General features: G+C 68.6%; 19 protein-coding genes. 13 read left to right on the forward strand and 6 right to left on the reverse strand.

Translation table 11 applies throughout. From position 1 onward, the window contains the following. The first annotated feature begins 242 nt into the window (after positions 1 to 242). The 9 genes from CCR97_RS07355 to CCR97_RS07395 all read left to right on the forward strand — a co-directional run bounded on the left by CCR97_RS07355 (position 243) and on the right by CCR97_RS07395 (position 8,677). Positions 243 to 1,025 (forward strand): LamB/YcsF family protein, encoded by a 783-nt coding sequence (locus CCR97_RS07355; RefSeq protein ID WP_111355907.1) that lies wholly within the window; start codon positions 243 to 245, stop codon positions 1,023 to 1,025. Further along, positions 1,022 to 1,993, forward strand: coding sequence for a CoA transferase subunit A (locus tag CCR97_RS07360; RefSeq protein ID WP_111355909.1), 972 nt, complete (start codon positions 1,022 to 1,024; stop codon positions 1,991 to 1,993). Before CCR97_RS07355 ends, CCR97_RS07360 begins: the two co-directional genes overlap by 4 nt. After that, entirely contained in the window at positions 1,986 to 2,768 is a 783-nt protein-coding gene (locus tag CCR97_RS07365; RefSeq protein WP_111355911.1) for a CoA-transferase subunit beta, read from the forward strand. The genes CCR97_RS07360 and CCR97_RS07365 overlap by 8 nt, the downstream gene beginning before the upstream one ends. A gap of 119 nt (positions 2,769 to 2,887) precedes the next feature. After that, positions 2,888 to 3,856: an LLM class flavin-dependent oxidoreductase gene (locus CCR97_RS07370; protein WP_111355913.1), complete on the forward strand. Its 969-nt coding sequence runs from the start codon at positions 2,888 to 2,890 to the stop codon at positions 3,854 to 3,856. A gap of 130 nt (positions 3,857 to 3,986) precedes the next feature. Next, a complete protein-coding gene (locus CCR97_RS07375; protein ID WP_111355914.1) occupies positions 3,987 to 5,144 on the forward strand; it encodes an ABC transporter substrate-binding protein in 1,158 nt (385 codons plus the stop codon). A 69-nt stretch (positions 5,145 to 5,213) separates the two neighbouring features. Beyond that, on the forward strand, positions 5,214 to 6,086 hold the full coding sequence (locus CCR97_RS07380; RefSeq protein ID WP_111355916.1) for a branched-chain amino acid ABC transporter permease: 873 nt from the start codon (positions 5,214 to 5,216) through the stop codon (positions 6,084 to 6,086). Next, the gene (locus CCR97_RS07385) at positions 6,083 to 7,141 is read left to right on the forward strand and encodes a branched-chain amino acid ABC transporter permease (RefSeq protein ID WP_111355918.1); all 1,059 of its coding nucleotides are present in this window, start codon (positions 6,083 to 6,085) and stop codon (positions 7,139 to 7,141) included. Before CCR97_RS07380 ends, CCR97_RS07385 begins: the two co-directional genes overlap by 4 nt. A gap of 11 nt (positions 7,142 to 7,152) precedes the next feature. After that, the gene (locus CCR97_RS07390; protein WP_420826065.1) at positions 7,153 to 7,986 is read left to right on the forward strand and encodes an ABC transporter ATP-binding protein; all 834 of its coding nucleotides are present in this window, start codon (positions 7,153 to 7,155) and stop codon (positions 7,984 to 7,986) included. Continuing rightward, positions 7,973 to 8,677 (forward strand): ABC transporter ATP-binding protein, encoded by a 705-nt coding sequence (locus tag CCR97_RS07395; protein WP_111355919.1) that lies wholly within the window; start codon positions 7,973 to 7,975, stop codon positions 8,675 to 8,677. The genes CCR97_RS07390 and CCR97_RS07395 overlap by 14 nt, the downstream gene beginning before the upstream one ends. A 24-nt stretch (positions 8,678 to 8,701) precedes the next feature. Here the strand turns inward: CCR97_RS07395 and CCR97_RS07400 are convergent, their stop codons facing one another. From CCR97_RS07400 to CCR97_RS07420, 5 genes are all read right to left on the reverse strand, one after another. Continuing rightward, a complete protein-coding gene (locus CCR97_RS07400) occupies positions 8,702 to 9,070 on the reverse strand; it encodes a hypothetical protein (protein WP_111355921.1) in 369 nt (122 codons plus the stop codon). Between the two features lie 157 nt (positions 9,071 to 9,227). Next, positions 9,228 to 9,548 (reverse strand): hypothetical protein, encoded by a 321-nt coding sequence (locus tag CCR97_RS07405; protein ID WP_111355923.1) that lies wholly within the window; start codon positions 9,546 to 9,548, stop codon positions 9,228 to 9,230. Between the two features lie 9 nt (positions 9,549 to 9,557). Next, positions 9,558 to 9,860, reverse strand: a complete 303-nt coding sequence (locus CCR97_RS07410; protein ID WP_111355924.1) for a YggT family protein — start codon at positions 9,858 to 9,860, stop codon at positions 9,558 to 9,560. 191 nt (positions 9,861 to 10,051) lie between these two features. Beyond that, positions 10,052 to 12,025 (reverse strand): sodium:solute symporter family protein, encoded by a 1,974-nt coding sequence (locus CCR97_RS07415; protein WP_111355926.1) that lies wholly within the window; start codon positions 12,023 to 12,025, stop codon positions 10,052 to 10,054. Positions 12,026 to 12,038: 13 nt separating this feature from the next. Beyond that, positions 12,039 to 12,320 carry a DUF4212 domain-containing protein gene (locus CCR97_RS07420; protein WP_111355928.1) on the reverse strand — a complete coding sequence of 94 codons (282 nt, stop codon included), beginning with the start codon at positions 12,318 to 12,320 and terminating at the stop codon, positions 12,039 to 12,041. Positions 12,321 to 12,607: 287 nt separating this feature from the next. Between CCR97_RS07420 and CCR97_RS07425 the strand changes: the two genes are divergently transcribed. The 4 genes from CCR97_RS07425 to CCR97_RS07440 all read left to right on the forward strand — a co-directional run bounded on the left by CCR97_RS07425 (position 12,608) and on the right by CCR97_RS07440 (position 17,013). Then, positions 12,608 to 13,219, forward strand: coding sequence for a hypothetical protein (locus tag CCR97_RS07425; protein WP_111355930.1), 612 nt, complete (start codon positions 12,608 to 12,610; stop codon positions 13,217 to 13,219). Between the two features lie 63 nt (positions 13,220 to 13,282). Next, positions 13,283 to 15,424, forward strand: a complete 2,142-nt coding sequence (locus CCR97_RS07430) for a DUF294 nucleotidyltransferase-like domain-containing protein (protein ID WP_111355932.1) — start codon at positions 13,283 to 13,285, stop codon at positions 15,422 to 15,424. Positions 15,425 to 15,642: 218 nt separating this feature from the next. After that, on the forward strand, positions 15,643 to 16,494 hold the full coding sequence (locus CCR97_RS07435; RefSeq protein WP_111355934.1) for a xanthine dehydrogenase: 852 nt from the start codon (positions 15,643 to 15,645) through the stop codon (positions 16,492 to 16,494). A 39-nt stretch (positions 16,495 to 16,533) separates the two neighbouring features. Beyond that, on the forward strand, positions 16,534 to 17,013 hold the full coding sequence (locus CCR97_RS07440) for a winged helix-turn-helix domain-containing protein (RefSeq protein ID WP_111355936.1): 480 nt from the start codon (positions 16,534 to 16,536) through the stop codon (positions 17,011 to 17,013). Here CCR97_RS07440 and CCR97_RS07445 read toward each other — a convergent pair. Beyond that, positions 16,913 to 17,401, reverse strand: coding sequence for a TOBE domain-containing protein (locus tag CCR97_RS07445; RefSeq protein WP_111355940.1), 489 nt, complete (start codon positions 17,399 to 17,401; stop codon positions 16,913 to 16,915). The genes CCR97_RS07440 and CCR97_RS07445 overlap by 101 nt on opposite strands. Positions 17,402 to 17,485: the final 84 nt, after the last annotated feature.

Genomic DNA, 17,485 nt, shown 5'->3' on the forward strand with positions numbered 1-17,485 from the left:
TCTCGTCCGACCGGCGTCGGGCCGGTCCTTCGGGCGGGTCCGTCGCCGGCCGTCGCCCGTTGGTGGTTCGTGCCGCCGGCGCGTCCACGTCGCCCGAAAGAACGGCAGTGCGGGTGGTTGCGCGCCGCGTCGGCTGTTGTATGGTTGTCCTATAAATAGCACCAGTCGTCCACCCTCGGCATTGCCGGAAAAGACGGCGTTCCGTGATCCCCACCGGATCCCCACCGGAGAGACGAAGCGCAATGGCGAAGCGGATCAATCTCAACGCCGACATCGCGGAAGGCTGGGGTGCCTACAATATCGGCAACGATGCCGAGCTGATGACCATCATCAAGTCGGCCAACGTCGCTTGCGGCTTCCATGCCGGCGACCCCAACTCCATGCACCGCCTCTGCATGCTGGCGAAGGAGCAGGGGGTCAGCATCGGCGTGCATCCCGGCTTCAACGATCTCTGGGGCTTCGGCCGCCGGCGCATCCAGATGAAGCCCGTCGACTTGGAATACATGGTCGCCTATCAGATCGGCGCCCTCCAGGGCATGGCCCGCTACTCCGGCCTGAAGGTGACCCATCTCAAGCCGCACGGGGCGCTCAACAACATGGCGGCGGAGGACGAGGAGTACGCGCTCGCCATCGGTCGCGCCATCAAGACGGTCGATCCGTCGATCATCTACGTCGCGCTCGCCGGCTCCAAGATGCAGTGGGCGGCCGAGAAGCTCGGCCTGCCGCTCGCCCGCGAGGGCTTCGTCGACCGGATGTACTACGACGACGGCAATCTCGCCTCGCGCGCGCTCTCCGGCACGGTGCTCAAGGACGCCGAGGAGGCGGCCCGCCGCACCGTCCGCATGGTGGTGGACGGCGAGATCGTCTCGATGAACGGCAAGGTCGTGAAGGTCGAGGTCGACACGCTCTGCGTCCACGGCGACGAGCCGACCGCGGTCGGCGTCGCCCGCACGGCGCGCGCCGCGCTGGAGAAGGCCGGCGTCGAGATCGTTCCGCTCACCGAGATGGAGCTGCCGGGACAATGAGCGCCGAGACGCTCGTGAAGGGCTACGACACGCTGCGCCGCGAGATCGCGGCCCGCGATCGCGGATTGCGCGAGAAGGTGATGTCGCTCGACGAGGCGGCCCGCCTCGTCTCGGACGGCGATCACGTCGCGATCGGCGGCTGCACGCTGTCGCGCACCCCGATGGCGATGATCTGGGCGCTGATCCGGGCGCGCCGGACCGGCCTCACGGTGTCGCGCTCGATCACCTCGACCGAGGGAGACCTGATCTTCGCCTCGGGGCTCGGCAAGAAGATCGTCACGAGCTGGTTCAGCCAGGGCATCGTGTGGGGCATCTCCAAGGTGATGCGCCACCATGTCGAGAAGGGGCTGGCCGAGTTCGACGAGTGGAGCCACATGGCGATGGGCCTGCGCTATCGGGCCGGCGGCATGGGCATTCCGTTCATGCCGGTGCGCTCGATGGTCGGCTCCGACGTGGCGCGCATCCGCGCCGACGAGGTGAAGCCGGTGCGCTGCCCGTTCACGGGCGACGAGGTGATGGCGCTGCCGGCGCTCAATCCCGACGTGGCGCTCATCCACGTCCAGCGGGCCGACGCCTACGGCAACGCCCAGCTCGACGGCCTGCAGTTCATGGACATCGACATCGCGATGGCCGCGAGCAAGGTGATCCTCACGACCGAGCGGATCGTCTCCAACGACCAGATTCGCCGTGCGCCCGACCACACGCGGATCCCGTTCTTCACCGTCGAGGCCGTCGTCGAGGTGCCCTACGGTTCGGTGCCGCACGAGTGCTACGGCCAGTACGAGCCGATCTTCGCCCAGCTCGACAACTATGCGGCGCTGACCGCGAAGGATCCGGTCGCCGGCGTGAAGACGTATCTCGACGAGTTCGTCCACGGGCCGAAGGACTGGGCCGACTATCTCTCCAAGGTGGGGCTCGAGACCTTGCTGACCGCGAGCCGCCGGGGCCGGGTGATCTACAATGACTGACCACGCCGCGACCTCGACCGTCTACACGGCCTCCGAGCTGATCGCCATCATGGCGGGCCGGCTCCTCACCGACGGCCAGATCGTCTTTGCCGGCGTCGGCATCCCGCTCCTCGCCGCGACGCTCGCGCAGCGCGTGTTCGCGCCGAAGCTCACCATCCTGTTCGAGGGTGGCGTCATCGGCCCGTTCATCAAACCCGGCGAGCTGCCGCCCTCCACCAACGAGCAGCGCTGCACCCGCCGCGCCAACATGGTGCTGCCCTCCACCGACGTGCTACTGCTGCTGCAGCGCGGCTATGTCGACGTCGGCTTCATGGGCGGCGCCCAGATCGACCGCTTCGGCAACCTCAACTCGTCGTTCATCGGGCCGGCCGACAAGCCTTCGATCCGGTTGCCAGGCACCGGTGGCGGCAACGACATCTCCTCGCTCACGAACATGATCGTCGCGATGAAGCACGAGCGGCGCCGCTTCGTGGAGAAGGTCGACTTCATCACGTCGCCGGGCTGGATCGACGGCGGCGGCAGCCGTGCCCGGTGCGGCCTGCCGACCGGCGGGATGTGGCGCGTCGTCACCGACCTCGCCGTGATGGGCTTCGACGAGGAGACCCGGGAGATGGAGGTGCTGGCGCTGCATCCCGGCGTCAGCTTCGAGCAGGTGCAGGACAACACCGGCTTCACGCTGCGCCGCGCCCGCGAACTCGCGGTCACGACGCCGCCGCAGGCCGAGGAACTGGCGTTGATCCGCGAGCTCGATCCCGGGCGCCTCTACACGGCTTGACCGATCGACGACCCGCCGTCCGGCCTGGCCGGGCGGCAATTCCGATTTCGCCGGCGGCCGCCGCGGCGGCGCCGCTCTTCCACGGACTGACAAGGTCGTGAACCGACCGGAGGACTTGCATGGCCCCCAACTTGGCCCCAAACCGTGAGACCGTCTACGGCGTCGCGATGCGCAACTTCACGCGCTATCCCGAGATGCCCGACGCCAAGGGGCTGATCGAGTACGGCGTGCGCATGGAGGAGCTCGGCTTCGAGTCGTTGTGGGCCTGGGACCATACGCTGCTCGGCGTCGATCCGAACTTCCCGATTCACGACGCGCTGCTGATGCTCACCGCCGTCGCGGCCCGCACCACGAAGATCAAGATCGGCACCGGCATCCTCGTGATGCCGCTGCGCAACCCGGTGCTGCTGGCCAAGGAGCTCGCCACCATCGACCACATTTCCGACGGCCGCATGATCCTCGGCGCCGCGGTCGGCTGGTATCGCCGCGAGTTCGATTCGCTCGGCGTCGACTTCACCAAGCGCGGCAAGATCATGGAGCAGAGCCTCGAGATCGTGACGCGGCTGTGGACCGAGGAGAAGGTGGTCGGCGACTACGACCCCTACAACCTGCGCGGCGCCGTGATGTATCCGAAGCCGGTGCAGAAGCCGCGCATCCCGATCCTGATCGGCGGCTACGTCGACGCGGTGCTCAAGCGCGCCGCCACTAAGGGCGACGGCTGGCTGACCTACTACTACACGGCCGAGGCCTTCGCCCGCACCTGGGCCAAGGTGCGCGGCTTCGCCGAGGAGGCGGGCCGCGATCCGGACGAGCTGATCTCGACCAACCAGCTGCCGATCTGTGTCGGTCCGCGGGACAAGATCGAAGGCCCGATGAAGCACTGGCTGCAGACCGAGTGGGACTACGCCTCGTGGTCGGAATCGACCATGGATTCCGCCATCATGGGCACGCCGGAGGAGTGCGTCGAACAGCTGCAGGCGCACCTCGCGACGGGCATCGACCGCATCATCTTCGTGCCGTATCGTTACGAGGCGGAGCAGATCGACGCCATCGCCAACGACATCCTGCCGAAGCTGAAGGCGCGGTGACGCGACGCGCCCGCCCGGTCTCGCCGGGTGGGCTTCGACCGTGCCGTTCCGGCGACGTCCAGAACAGAAGAAGTCACGCGTCGGCGGCACGACACTTGCTTGAATTCCGGGAGACGACAGGGAGACTGCAATGCATACCAGGACTGCCAAGCTCGCTCTCGCTTTGCTCGGAGCGACGCTGCTCGCCGGGCCCGCGCTCGCCCAGGAGACGATCAAGATCGGGGTGACGCAGCCCCTCACCGGTGCCTTCGCGGCGTCCGGCAACTACGTCGCGCAGGGCGCGCGCATCGCCGAGGACCAAATTAACGCCGCCGGCGGCGTGCTCGGCAAGAAGATCCAGCTCGTGATCGAGGACTCGAAGTCGAACCCCACCGAGGCGGTGGCGACCGTCGAGAAGCTGATCGTGCGCGACAAGGTGCCGGTGCTCATGGGCGCCTGGAGCTCGACGCTCACTCTCGCGGTGATGCCGAAGCTGCAGGAATACAAGGTCCCGATGGTGGTCGAGACGTCGTCCTCCGGCAAGATCACGACCTCGGGCAACCCCTACATCTTCCGCATCAGCCCGACCTCGGAAATGGAGGCGGTCGCGTTCAAGGCGCTGGTCCCGAAGCTCGCCATCAAGAAGGCGGACTTTCTGAACACCAACAACGATTTCGGCATCGGCTCGGCGGCCGAGTACTCGAAGATGCTGAAAGGCCAAGGCGTCGCCATCGGCGTGATGGAGACGATGGACCCGAAGGCGACCGACTTCTCGGCGCAGCTCACCCGCATCAAGGCGTCGGGCGGCGACACGCTGTTCGTCACGACGGCGGTCGAGCAGCTGACCCTGATCCTCAAGCAGGCGAAGGAGCTGCAGCTCAACGCCCGGATCGTCAGCACGGGCGGCTCCAACTCGCCCGATCAGCTGATCACCCAGGCCGGCGAGGCGGCCAACGGCTCGTTCCACACCGTGTTCTTCCCGCCCTGGTTCCCCGAGGTGGTCACCAACCCGGAGCCGGCCAAGCGCTACATGGACGAGTGGAAGAAGCGCGGCCACGAGCCGGGCGGCTTGACCGAGGGCTTCCGGGGCTTCGACGGCATCCACGTGATCGTCGAGGCGATCAAGATCGCCGGCAAGGCCGAGCCCGCCGCGATCAAGGACGCTCTGTGGAAGACCAAGGTCAAGGGCATCTACGGCAACATCGAGTTCATCAAGCAGGGGCCCGCCGGCTCCGAGAGCGGCCAGAACGTCCCGTCGATCTATCTGGTCAAGATCGACGGCGGCAAGGTGGTGAAGTCGGGCCTCTGATCGCCCCTGCAATCGTGCGCCGCCCGCCGGGCGGCGCACCCGTTCCCGCTCTCCCTGTCGCGTGAGGTCATGGATCAGCTTCTCCAGCACGCTCTCAATGCCATGATCCTCGGCGGCACCTATGCGCTGCTCGGGATCGGCCTGACGCTGATCTTCGGCATCATGCGGGTCGTCAATTTCACCCACGGCGAGCTCTACGCCTTCGGCGCCTACATGATGTACATGTGGGTGATGCTGATCGGCGCGAACTTCGTCGTGTCCATCGCGCTCGCCGTGGCACTCGGCGTGCTGCTCGGCGCCGGGATCGAGATCCTCCTCCTGCGCCGGCTGCGCGGCGCCGACATCGACACCACCATGCTGGTGATGATCGGCGCCTGGATCGCGATGCAGAACACCGAGCAGCTCGTGTGGACGGGCGTCGCCAAGTCGATCGACTCGCCGTTTCCCTCGGCGCCGCTCGTCATGGGCGGCGTTTCGGTGTCGTGGACACGCCTGTTCGTCTTCGTCGTCGCCGTCGCGCTGATCGCCGCGACCTGGGTGCTGATCCAGAAGACGCGGCTCGGCAAGGCGATGCGCGCCACCTTTCAGGATCGCGAGGCCGCGGCCCTGATGGGCGTGCGCATCGATCGCGTCCACACCGCGACCTTCGCGATCGGCTCCGGCCTCGCGGCCGCCGCGGGCGCGCTGCTCGGCCCGGTCTTCGTCGTCTATCCGACGATCGGTGACCTCGCCTCGCTCAAGGCCTTCGCCATCGTCATCCTCGGCGGCCTCGGCAGCATTCCGGGCGCCACCATCGGCGGCTTCATCCTCGCCTTCATGGAGGAGCTCGGCGCCGGCTACATCTCGTCCGGATACCGCGACGCCATGGGCTTCCTGCTGATCATCGTGATCCTGCTGGTGAAGCCCACCGGCCTGTTCGCGCGCAAGGAGCGGATCGGATGAGCCGCGCCGTCACGCTCGCCTGGGTCGTCTTCCTGTTCACGCTGCCGCTGTGGATGAACGACCTCTATATCCTGCATGTCCTGATCATCGCCGGCATCTTCATCATCGCGGCGATGAGCCTCAACCTGCTGCTCGGCTACACGGGGCAGCTCAGTCTCGGCCACGTTGCCTTCTTCGGCATCGGGGCCTATGTATCGAGCCTCGTCTCGCTCGGCTTCGAGATCCACGTCTTCGACATGCCGGTGTCGCTCGCCCCGAAGCCGGTCTGGTTCTCGATGATCCTCGCCGTGGTCTTCGCCGGCCTGTGCGGCTACATGATCGGGAAGATCTCGTTCAAGGTGCGCGGCGCCTACTTCGTCATCGTGTCGGTGAGCTTCGCCGAGGTGACGAGGCTCGTCGCGCTCAACTGGGTCGAACTGACGCAGGGGCCGATGGCCCTCAACAACATCCCGTTCCTCAAGCTGTGGCTCCCCGGCGTCGGCGACATCGACATCCTGGGCAAGGTGCCGAACTACTATCTGGTGCTCACCGTGGCGGTCGTCACCTATGTGATCATCCGCCGTCTGGTGCACTCCCGCGCCGGCCGCGCCATGATCGCGCTGCGCGAGAACGAGCCGCTCGCCACCTCGGTCGGCATCGACGTGACTCGCTTCCTGGTGCTGGCGACCGTGGTCTCGGCCGCGCTCGCCGGCCTCGCCGGCGCCGTCTACGCCCATTACGTGCGGATCGTCGATCCCGACGTGTTCCTGTTCATCTACACGGTCACGATGGTGATCATGGTGGTGACGGGCGGCAAGGGCACGCTCGCCGGCCCGATCGTCGGCGGCCTGATCTTCGGCCTGCTGCCCGAGGTGCTGCGCGGCTTCGAGGTGAAGCCCGAGATCCAGTGGGTCGTCTACGGCGTGCTGATGATCCTGATCGTCTACTTCCTGCCGGAGGGGATCGTGCCGGCCCTGCGTGACGCCTGGCGCCGTGCGCGCGGCCGATCCGGCCCGCCACCGGCGGAGCCGGCCGCCGTCGCTCCGGGTGCGACGCCAGCGGAGGCGCGGCCGTGAGCCACACCACGATCACGACGTCGCAGCAGGCGGCGGCGAGCGCAACGTCCGCGCCGGACGCGACGGCGCCGGTCGCCCTCGCCGTGACCGGGCTGTCGATTCGGTTCGGCGGGCTCACCGCCGTCGAGGACATGACCTTCGAGGTGCGCGAGGGCGAGGTCCTGTCGCTGATCGGCCCGAACGGCGCCGGCAAGACCTCGGCCTTCAACGCGATCACGGGCTACATCACGCCGTCGAGCGGCACCATCACGTATCGGGGCACGCCGCTCGCCGGCCTCAAGCCCGACCAGATCGCCGGCCACGGCGTGGTGCGCACCTTCCAGAAGACCTCGGTCTTCAACGGCCTTCCGGTGCTCGACAACGTGCTGATCGGCCTGCACCGGCGGGCGAGGCAGCACCCGCTCGCCATCATGCTCGGGCTTCCCGGCGTGCGACGCGACGAGGCGCGGCTGCGCGATCTCGCCTGGGAGATCCTCGATCTTGTCGCGCTGCGGCCGCGCGCCGACGAGGTCGCGGCGTCGCTCTCCTACGGCGAGCTGCGGCTGCTCGAGGTCGCGATCGCGCTCGCCGCAGAGCCGACGCTGCTGCTGCTCGACGAGCCGGTGTCCGGCATGAACCCGGCCGAGACCGGTGCCTTCATGGCGCTCATCGCCCGCATCCGGGCGAGCGGGATCACGATCCTGCTGGTCGAGCACGACATGAAGATGGTGATGGGCGTGTCCGATCGCGTGGTCTGCCTGAACCAGGGAAAAATCATCGCCGACGGTCCGCCCGCGGCGATCCAGCAGGATCCGCAGGTGATCCGCGCCTATCTCGGGGAAAGGTACGTCCGTGCTCGTGGTTGAGGGCCTGGTCTGCCGCTACGGCAAGGTGGAGGCGGTGCGCGACCTCACCATGCGGGTCGCGCGCGGCGAGCTCGTCACGTTGATCGGGGCCAACGGCGCCGGCAAGACGACGAGCCTCAAGGCGATCTCCGGCCTGCTGACGCCGGCGGCCGGCAAGATCACGTTCGACGGCGAGGACATCACCCGCGCCTCGGCGCGGCGCGTGCTGGAGCTCGGCATCGCCCATTGTCCGGAGGGGCGGCGCGTCTTCCCCTTCATGACGGTGCGCGAGAATCTGGAGATGGGCTGCTTCCTGCGCCGCGACTCCGCGGCGATCGCCGACGACATGGACCGCCTCTTCGCCCGCTTCCCGATCCTCGCCGAGCGGCGCGACCAGGCCGCCGGCACGCTCTCGGGCGGCGAGCAGCAGATGCTGGCGATCTCTCGCGCGCTGATGTCGCGGCCGAAGCTCGTCCTGTTCGACGAGCCGTCGCTCGGGCTCGCCCCCAATCTGGTCGAGCGCACCTTCGAGATCATCGAGGGCATCCGCAAGGACGGCGTTACTGTCGTGATGGTCGAGCAGAACGCGTTCGCGGCGCTGGAACTGTCAGACCGCTCCTACGTGCTGGAGCAGGGCCGGGTGACGCTCACCGGCACGGGTCGCGAGCTGTTGGAGAACCCGCACGTGCGCGCCGCCTATTTGGGGGCGTGAGATCGGCGGGGGCGTAGCGCCCTTCTAAATCCCGGCCAATCCCAGCAGCAGCGCGAGCACCCACATCACGATCGACACGATGGCGGTGCGGCGGGCGAAGGACAAATAGGTCTCGCGCATCACCATGGCGCTGACGCTCTGGGCGTAGGCGGGTGGCGGACGGTGCTCCTTCGGCAGGTAGAGCCACATCTCCATCCGGCGATAGTCCTTGGTCCGGGCCTCGATGGCCTTCAGCCACAGCACCCCCACCATCACCAGCGTGAGGAAGCCGCCGGCCTTGAAGGCGGCGCGCGGCTCGAACGACAAGCCGACCATCACGCAGAAGATCGCGAGCGAGCCGAACAGGCAGGCGCGCATGACGATCTCGAACGCGACCCGCCGCAGGATCTCCATGCCGCCTCCCCGCTGTCCGACCGCGTCGCGCCGCGGTGCCGGCCGTCGCGACCGATGACAAAGCAAGAGGGTACCGGCTGTTCCTGACGGTCTCAACGCGCTCACGAGGGGTTGAACGGCGGTCGCCGCGCCGTCGCGGTCGCCGTGCCGGTTCCGCTCACAAGCCGACCTGCAGAAAGGTGCCGACCGCCGGCATCGTCAGCAGCGCGGTCGCGGCGAGCCAGATGAACAGCGACACGGTGGTCGAGTCCTCGGCGCCCTTGACGTGCTCGTAGATGGCCGCCGGGATGCCGCCGAGGATCACGGTCGCGGTCGAGAGCATCAGCGAGGCGAAATAGAAGATCGCCGCCTGGCTGCCGAACAAGGGCTCGGCCATCAGGGCGGTCGAGAACACGTAGGCGACCGGCATCAGCGGGCTGAACAGCCCGTTGATCATGCCGAAGAACGCGATGCCGACGAAGTAGAAGGTGCGATCCATGACGAAACCTCAGCCGGCCTGCGTGGGCGAGAAGGCCAAGTAGGCGTAGAGCAGCGCGACGCGCAGCCAGAACAGCCAGACGACCCCGAACAGCCAGACGATGACGGGCGCGGCCGCCTTCGGGGTGACGCGCGCGACGACGGCGACCACCGGGTCGGTGACCCGGCAGAAGAACCGCCAGATGTAGTTGGTCGAATCGGTGCCGACGACGAGCCCGAGAACCACGCGGCCGAGCAGCGTGTACATCAGCGCCGCCAGGATGAAGTTCGGCACGAACAGCAGCCAGGAGCCGAGCGACTCTCCGATCGTCATGAAACAGTGTCCTCTCGCAATGCAGGGTCGGTTTCCCGTTTCCCCGCGCGCGGGGAGGGAAGGCTCGTCCTCGCGGTTCCATTGCACCGCGATCCGCTCGGCCGCAAGCCACAAAAAAGCGGGGTCCCGAAGGACCCCGCCGCGATCCCGAGGAGACGTCCCGGCGGGTCGCCCCGCCGGGAGTCTCGGGGTCAGGTCTTCTCCTGGAGGACCGTGCGGCCGCGCGGCTTGCGGATCTCGTCGATGAGAGCCTGCATCTCCGCGGAGGGCGCCTTGGTCACCAGGCTGACCAGGATGATGGTCAGGAAGCCGAGCGGCATGCCGAGCAGGCCGGCGGCGATGTTGGTGAGGTTGAACCAGCCGACCTTGTTGGCGAGCGGATGCGCCAGCGTCGGCCACACCTCCATGGCGTTCGGCAGCGTCATCGCCTTGGCGACGTCGACGACCGGCGCGCCGGTCATCGGGTTGAGCAGCGAGGTCATGCCGAAATACGCCACGCCGTAGCCCGGGAAGTAGCGGGTCACGAGAAGGTAGAACAGGCAGAGGCCGAACCCGGCGATGATGCCGGCGATGGCGCCCGCCGTGGTCGTCCGCTTCCACCACACGCCCATGATCAGCGCCGGGAAGTTGCCCGCCATGGCCAGCGAGAACGCCCAGCCCACCATCGCGAGGATGTCGGCCGGCTTGGTCGAGGCGAGGTAGGCCGCGAACACCGCGACGACCAGCAGCAGGACGCGCGCCACGATCAGCCGACGGGCGGTCGGCGCGTTCGGGTCGAGCATCTTGTAGTAGACGTCGTGGCTGAGCGCGTTGGCGATCGCGAGCAGCAGGCCGTCGGCGGTGGAGAGCGCAGCGGCGAGGCCGCCGGCCGCCACCAGGCCGGAGATCACGTAGGGCAGGCCCGCGATCTCGGGGGTGGAGAGCACGATCACGTCGGTGTTGATGACGAAGTCCTGCAGCCGGACGACGCCCGGATGCCCGGCCACCGCCTTGCACGCCGCGATCACGGCGTCGATGTTGGTGGCGTTCTTGCCGCAGATCTGGATCAGGCCGAGTTCGCCCCAGTTGAACAGCCAGGGGCGGATGGCGGTGAGGTCACGGCCGATGACCTCGGTGTAGACCTCGAGCTTGGAGAACGCCGCGTAGGCCGGCGCCGAGAAGTAGAGAAGGAAGATGAACAGCAGCGACCAGCCCACCGACACGCGCGCCTGACGGACGCTCGGCGTGGTGAAGTAGCGCATCAGGATGTGCGGCAGCGACGCCGTGCCGATCATCATGCAGAAGATGATCGCGAAGAAGTTCAGCGGCGTGTAGTTGATGAAGGGTTGGATGTGCGGCTTCAGCGAGGCCGCGGTGGCGAGGCCCGTCTGCAGCATCTGCTGCTCGCGCGCCGTGATGTCCATGATCGCGTTGCCGTAGGTGAGCTGCGGGATCGGAATCCCGAACTTCTGGTACGACAGGATCACGATGGGCGTCAGGTAGGCGATGATCAGCACGATGTACTGCGCGACCTGCGTCCAGGTGACGGCGCGCATGCCGCCGAGCAGCGAGCACACGAGAATGCCGGCGAGACCGGCGAACACCGCGATCTCGAACTGCATGCCGAGGAAGCGCGAGGCGATCAGGCCGGTGCCGTAGATCTGCGCCGTCACGTAGGTGAAGGAGCAGCACACCAGCACGATCACGCCGAGCATGCGGGCGAAGTTGCCGCCGTAGCGGAACGACATGAAGTCCGGCACCGTGTAGGCGCCGAACTTGCGCAGATACGGGCCGATCAGGATCGACACCAGCACGAATCCGCCGGTCCAGCCGAGCACCCAGGCGAGCCCGTCATAGCCGAGCAGGAACAGGGTGCCGGCCATGCCGACGAACGACGCCGCCGACATCCAGTCGGCGCCCGTCGCCATGCCGTTGTAGAAGGCCGGCACGCTGCGGCCGGCGACGTAATATTCCGACACCTGGGCGGTGCGGGACATCACGCCGATGATCGCGTAGACCGCGATGGTGAAGAACACGAACAGGTAGCCGAGGACCTTGTTCGGCACGCCGACCTGCTCGAGAATCGCGAGCAGGATCACGAAGGCGAGAAATCCGCCCGTGTAGAAGGCGTAAATCTTCCCGAGGTTCTTCAGAAAGTCCGTGGAACCTGAAGCTTGTGTCGCCATGTCGGATCCTCGCTCACTCGTCCTCGGCGACGCCGTGGTCGCGGTCGATCTTGTCCTGCTGCCATGCGAAGACGAACAGCATGACGACGAAGACGATCAGGGAACCCTGCGCGGCCATGTAGAAGCCGAGCGGGAAGTTGAGCACCGGGATCGTGATCTTGTTGAGCGGGATCACGAACATGTGGATCACGTAGCCGAAGACGAACCACACCGCGAGGTGGCCGAACATCAGCCGTGTGGTCTTCCTCCAGTGGTCGCGATCGTTCTCGGGCGTACTGACGGGTTCGACGGACATGAGCGTGCAACCTCCTGCGACGCCGCCGGAGGGCAGCGTTCGAGTCGATGTTGAAATTAAGGGCCGGCGTTTGATCGCGACGGCGTTCGTCCCTTGTCCTCCCGGACTTGGTGCCGGGTTCGGGATAGTAAAAATGCTAACATCGGTTGTCGCAACGACCATTAGACTTTCGTCGATCGCGACGTGATCAGCTCGTTGATGTTGCAGTGCAATACGAAAGTCCGTGCACGGCCTCTTCCGGTCGAGCGCGCGACCGCGGTAAGGTCCGGCGACAACCGGGACTCGCAATGGCTCTGTTCGGATTTCTTCGTCGCAAGCCGCCCGTCCGCGATGCGGCGGCACTCGCCGATTTCATCGACACGCAATCGGCTTTTCTGGTCCAGAAGGGCATCTTCGAGTATGCGCGCGCCCGCGCCGGGCACTACGCGAAGGTGATGTTTCACGAGGCCGACTTCAAAGCCGCCGTCGAGGAGGCGCGCTGGCGCGCCTTTCCGCTCGGCCTCGCCATGGTGGTCGAGATGGTGGAGGGCGAGCTGCGGCCTCATGCCGCGGGAGATCTCGCGTCGTTCCATCGAGCGCTGACCGAGACCGCGCTCGCCGTGTTCGACCGCTATCCCGCGCCGGCACCGCTCGAGCCCGGCGTCTGGGCAGCGGCGCGCGAGGACATCGCTCATGTGGTCGAGCGCTGCGCCCTGCATCCGGTCAAGCGCGTCATCGACGTGCCGGAGCCTTACACGCAGCCCTATTTCGCGCTGATGCCGATCCACAAGAAGCTGCGTGGCCAGGACTTCGACACGACCCGCAACTATCTGCGGGTCGCGCTGTGCAACATCCACGACGAGCTCGTCGAGCGGCTCGACGCCGCCGCCGTCGCGACGGCGCTGTTGCGCGGCGGCTGAGCGGACGGCGTCGGCGGCGTCGCGGGGCGAGGCGCGGGAGAGCCGCGGGGAGGCATCTGGATCATGATGGCGGCCGCCGACAATGCCACGCCCCTGATGGTGCTCGAGGCGATCGCGATCGACACCGAGACGACCGGACTCGATCCGCGAAAAGCCTGGGCCGTCGAGCTCGCCGCCGTGCGCATCTCGGCCGGCAAGGTGGTCCCGGACCCGGTGTTCCGCCGGCTGGTGCGTCCGCCCGAGCCGATCCCGCGCGCCGCCGCGGCGATCCACGGCATCGACGACACCATGGTGTCGGCTGCCCCGCCCTTCGTCGCGGCGTGGCCGGACTTCGCCGCCTTCATCGGGCGTGGCGCCGTGGTGATCGGCCACGCAATCGGCTTCGATCTCGCGGTCCTGCGCCGTGAGTGCGAGCGCGCCGGCCTGCCGTGGACGCGCCCGCGCACGCTCGACACGCTGCTGCTCGCCGAGGTGGCGCAGCCCGATCTCGCCGAGTACTCGCTCGACAGTCTCGCGTCGTGGCTCGGCATCACGATCGAGGGCCGCCACAGCGGGCTCGGCGACGCGCGCGCCTGCGCCCAGCTGTTCCTCGCGCTGGTGCCGCGGCTGCGCCAGCGCGGCATCCGCACGCTCGCCGAGGCCGAGCAGGCGTGCCGCACCCTCACCGAGGTGCTCGATCAGCATCATCGGGCCGGCTGGGTGGAGCCGGTGTCGGCGCCGCTGCGCTCCGATCGCGAGGCGGTGTTCGCCCGCATCGATTCCTATCCGTATCGCCACACGGTCGGCGAGATCATGCAGGCGCCGCCGCGCATGACCGCGGCCGATGCGCCGCTGCGCGAGGCGCTCGGCACCATGGTGGGCGAGCGCATCTCGTCGCTGTTCGTCCACCCGCCCGGCGCCGACCCGAGGACGCTGCGGCCGGCCGATCTCGGCATCGTCACCGAGCGCGACATTCTCCGGGCGCTCGCGAATCGCGGGCCGGACGCGCTCGCCCGACCGGTCGCCGAGGTGATGGCGACGCCGCTCGCCGCCGTGCCAGCCGACGCCTTCGTGTATCGCGCCATCGGCCGCATGGGCCGGCTCGGCGTCCGCCATCTCGGCGCCGTCGACGAGGCCGGCGTGGTGATCGGCGCCGTGTCGGCCCGCGATCTCTTGCGGCTGCGCGCCGGCGAGGCCGTGACGCTCGGCGACGCCATCGACCAGGCCGAGGACGTCGAGGGGCTCGCCGCCGCCTGGGCGACGTTGCCGCGGGTGGCGGCGGCCCTGATGGCCGAGAAGGTCTCGGCCCGCAACATCGCCGCCGTGATCTCGCGCGAGCTCGGCGCGCTCACCCGCCAGGCGGCCGTGATCGCCGAGGCCCGCATGCGCGAGGCCGGGCAGGGCGAGCCGCCCTGTGCCTATGCGGTCGCCGTCCTCGGCTCGGCCGGGCGGGGCGAGAGCCTGCTCGCCATGGACCAGGACAACGCGCTGTTCTTCGCCACCGGCGCGCCCGATGGCCCGGAGGACCGCTGGTTCGCCGCGCTCGGCACCCATCTGGCGTCGATCCTCAACGAGGTCGGTCTGCCCTTCTGCAAGGGCGGCGTGATGGGCAAGACGCCGGAGTGGCGCGGCTCGGTCGCCACCTGGCGCGAGCGCATCGCCGCCTGGGTGCGCCGCTCGCGTCCGCAGGACCTCCTGTCGGTCGACATCTTCTTCGACCTGCGGCCCGTGCACGGCGACGCCGCGATCGCCAACGACCTGCGCACCGCCGCCTTCGATGCGGCGAAGGGGGAGATCGCCTTCGCCAAGCTCCTGGCCGAGTCCGCCGGCGCGGTGGAGCTCGGGCTCGGCTTTTTCGGCGGCTTCCGCACCCAGGGCGGCCGGCTCGACCTCAAGCGCACCGGCACCTTCCCGATCGTCACGGCGGCCCGCGCGCTCGCCATCCGGCACCATGTGGTCGAGCGCTCGACGCCGGAGCGGCTCGCCGCGATGGGCAGCCGCGGGGTCGGTGGCCAGCACGACCTGCAGGGCCTGGTCGACGCCTACGGGACGTTCCTCGACCTCGTCCTCGGCCAGCAGCTCGTCGACCTCGAGCATGGCGTCCCTGCCGGCAACAGCGTGGTGATCAAGCGGCTCGCCGCGCGCGACCGCGAGCGGCTCCGCCTCGGCCTCGAGCAGGTCGCGCAGATCGATTGGCTGACGCGGGATCTGCTGATCGGTCGCTGAGAAACGACGGAGCTCGCAAAGCCGGGCCGTCCCTCTGTCACGTCTCCGACAGCGCTGTGCTATATCGTGTAGGATATAGCACAGCGCGGCCGGCCGGGACCCGTTCGGAGACCGGAAGGCACTTTCGACACCCATGATTTGGTTGCTTTATCGGCCCGACCCGCGGTCTGGCCCGCGGCTTGCTGACGGATCCCGGGCCACCCAGGGATCGCAGCAAAATGTTCCGCCCCGACCCGTCCCGCCGCCTCGCCGTCGTGCTCGGCACCAACGAGATCGCTTCGGCCGTCGCCGTGCTGCTCCACCGCGCCGGCGACGCGGTCGTGCTGGCGCACGATCCGAACCCGCCGGTGATCCGCCGCGGCATGGCGTTCCACGACGCGCTCTACGACGACATCGCCGTGGTCGAGGAGGTGTGCGGCCGCCGCGCCGACCGCTTCCTCGATCTCGCCCCCGTGCTGGCGATCCCGGACACGGTCGCCGTGACTCGGCTCGGGCTCCTCGATCTGATCGTCCATGGCCGGATGGACGTGCTGGTCGACGCCCGCCTGCACAAGCGTGCGGAAACGCCCGATCTGCGCCACCTTGCCGGCATCACGGTCGGGCTCGGCCCGGGCTTCGCCGTGGGGGCGAACTGCGACGTCGCGGTGGAGACGCGGCCGGTGAGCCCGGTGCGGCCGGTGACGCAGGGGCGCACCGAGGCGGCCGACGGCGTGCCGAGCCCGCTCGGCGGCGTGGGGCGCGAGCGCTTCGTCTACTCACCGGTCGCCGGCCGGTGGCGCAGCGCCGTCGAGATCGGCAAGCGGGTGTTCGTCGGCTATCCGGTCGGCCGCATCGACGGCGTGCCGGTGCTCGCTCCGATGGACGGGATTCTGCGCGGCGCGGTGCGGGACGGGCTCGAGGTGCCGGTCGGCGTCAAGGTGATCGAGGTCGATCCGCGCGGCCGCGCCGCGCGCTGGACCGGCCTCGACGATCGCCCGCGAAAGATCGCCGAGGCGACGCTCGCCGCCATCGACCTAAAAACCCGGCCGCTTGCCAGCGCCCGTGTCCTGACCTACGCCAGGGACCGATGAGCCGGCCCGGCCGGCCGCGACGATCCAGAGGCCCAGCCCATGCCCCCGAAACCGGCCGTGGTTCCGGCATCCGACGCGGACGAGACGAAGCCTGCCCGCATCGCGCCGGCGAGCGTCGCGTTGCGTGTCGCCTTCGGCAATGGCGGCCGCCTCGACCCGGAGGACATCGCCCTCCTGGAGACGATCCGGCGCGAGCGCTCGATCCTCGGCGCCAGCCGGGCGTCCGGCACGTCCTACCGCAAGTGCTGGCTGATGGTGGACGCCCTCAACCACACCTTCGAGACGGCCGTGGTCGAGACCTTCCCGGGCCGCCGCGGCGGGGGCGCGGAGCTCACCGTGTTCGGCGAGCGGCTGATCGCGCTCTATCGTTCGCTCGAGCGCCAGGCCCGCAAGAGCGGCGCCGCGGCGCTCGCCGAGCTCACGGCGGCGCTCGATCCGGATTACGAACCACGGGCCAGCGGCGCGGTGACGGCAGATCCGCCGGACGAACAGCCTCGTTCCCGATCGCGACAGACTTGATCATCGCCCAGGCCGACAGGCCGGGCTCGAGCGCCAGCCGCTCGACCGATTCCCAGGTGACGAGCGCGTCGAGCCGCGTCGCGCCGAGATCGAAGGTGACGCGGGCATAGGGCGCGGCGAGCCGCTCGACCGCGACGATGGTGCCAGGCAGGCGATTGGTGATCGACACGTCCATGGGCCGGGTCAGCGCCACCGCGACGTCGCGGGCGTCGATCGTCACCCGCACGCCGGTGTCGACCGGCGCCGCCACCATCGGCACCCGCAGCTCGCCGTCGCCGAAGAACAGCGTCGACATGCCCCACTGCGGATCATGCCGCAGGACGCGCGCATCGAGCGTGGTGGCGAAGGCGACCGGTGCGGCGGCCGCGGTGGCAGTCTGGTCCGACATGTCCGCCACCATGCCAGAAACACGCCAGCCGGGGGAGGTGGGAGCACGTCTGGAGGCGAGGCCAAAGAGCTCCCCACCCCCGAC

The organism is Rhodoplanes elegans (assembly GCF_016653355.1).
In the GTDB taxonomy this organism is placed as follows: domain Bacteria; phylum Pseudomonadota; class Alphaproteobacteria; order Rhizobiales; family Xanthobacteraceae; genus Rhodoplanes; species Rhodoplanes elegans.

Excerpts from the sequence above, each read along its gene's own strand:
- CCR97_RS07355 (WP_111355907.1), top strand. The coding sequence starts at position 243 with ATGGCGAAGCGGATCAATCTCAACGCCGACATCGCGGAAGGCTGGGGT.
- CCR97_RS07415 (WP_111355926.1), bottom strand. The coding sequence starts at position 12,025 with ATGGCGACACAAGCTTCAGGTTCCACGGACTTTCTGAAGAACCTCGGG.
- CCR97_RS07370 (WP_111355913.1), top strand. The coding sequence starts at position 2,888 with ATGGCCCCCAACTTGGCCCCAAACCGTGAGACCGTCTACGGCGTCGCG.
- CCR97_RS07400 (WP_111355921.1), bottom strand. The coding sequence starts at position 9,070 with ATGGAGATCCTGCGGCGGGTCGCGTTCGAGATCGTCATGCGCGCCTGC.
- CCR97_RS07385 (WP_111355918.1), top strand. The coding sequence starts at position 6,083 with ATGAGCCGCGCCGTCACGCTCGCCTGGGTCGTCTTCCTGTTCACGCTG.
- CCR97_RS07425 (WP_111355930.1), top strand. The coding sequence starts at position 12,608 with ATGGCTCTGTTCGGATTTCTTCGTCGCAAGCCGCCCGTCCGCGATGCG.
- CCR97_RS07375 (WP_111355914.1), top strand. The coding sequence starts at position 3,987 with ATGCATACCAGGACTGCCAAGCTCGCTCTCGCTTTGCTCGGAGCGACG.
- CCR97_RS07410 (WP_111355924.1), bottom strand. The coding sequence starts at position 9,860 with ATGACGATCGGAGAGTCGCTCGGCTCCTGGCTGCTGTTCGTGCCGAAC.
- CCR97_RS07445 (WP_111355940.1), bottom strand. The coding sequence starts at position 17,401 with ATGTCGGACCAGACTGCCACCGCGGCCGCCGCACCGGTCGCCTTCGCC.
- CCR97_RS07360 (WP_111355909.1), top strand. The coding sequence starts at position 1,022 with ATGAGCGCCGAGACGCTCGTGAAGGGCTACGACACGCTGCGCCGCGAG.
- CCR97_RS07405 (WP_111355923.1), bottom strand. The coding sequence starts at position 9,548 with ATGGATCGCACCTTCTACTTCGTCGGCATCGCGTTCTTCGGCATGATC.
- CCR97_RS07380 (WP_111355916.1), top strand. The coding sequence starts at position 5,214 with ATGGATCAGCTTCTCCAGCACGCTCTCAATGCCATGATCCTCGGCGGC.
- CCR97_RS07430 (WP_111355932.1), top strand. The coding sequence starts at position 13,283 with ATGATGGCGGCCGCCGACAATGCCACGCCCCTGATGGTGCTCGAGGCG.
- CCR97_RS07365 (WP_111355911.1), top strand. The coding sequence starts at position 1,986 with ATGACTGACCACGCCGCGACCTCGACCGTCTACACGGCCTCCGAGCTG.
- CCR97_RS07435 (WP_111355934.1), top strand. The coding sequence starts at position 15,643 with ATGTTCCGCCCCGACCCGTCCCGCCGCCTCGCCGTCGTGCTCGGCACC.
- CCR97_RS07440 (WP_111355936.1), top strand. The coding sequence starts at position 16,534 with ATGCCCCCGAAACCGGCCGTGGTTCCGGCATCCGACGCGGACGAGACG.
- CCR97_RS07420 (WP_111355928.1), bottom strand. The coding sequence starts at position 12,320 with ATGTCCGTCGAACCCGTCAGTACGCCCGAGAACGATCGCGACCACTGG.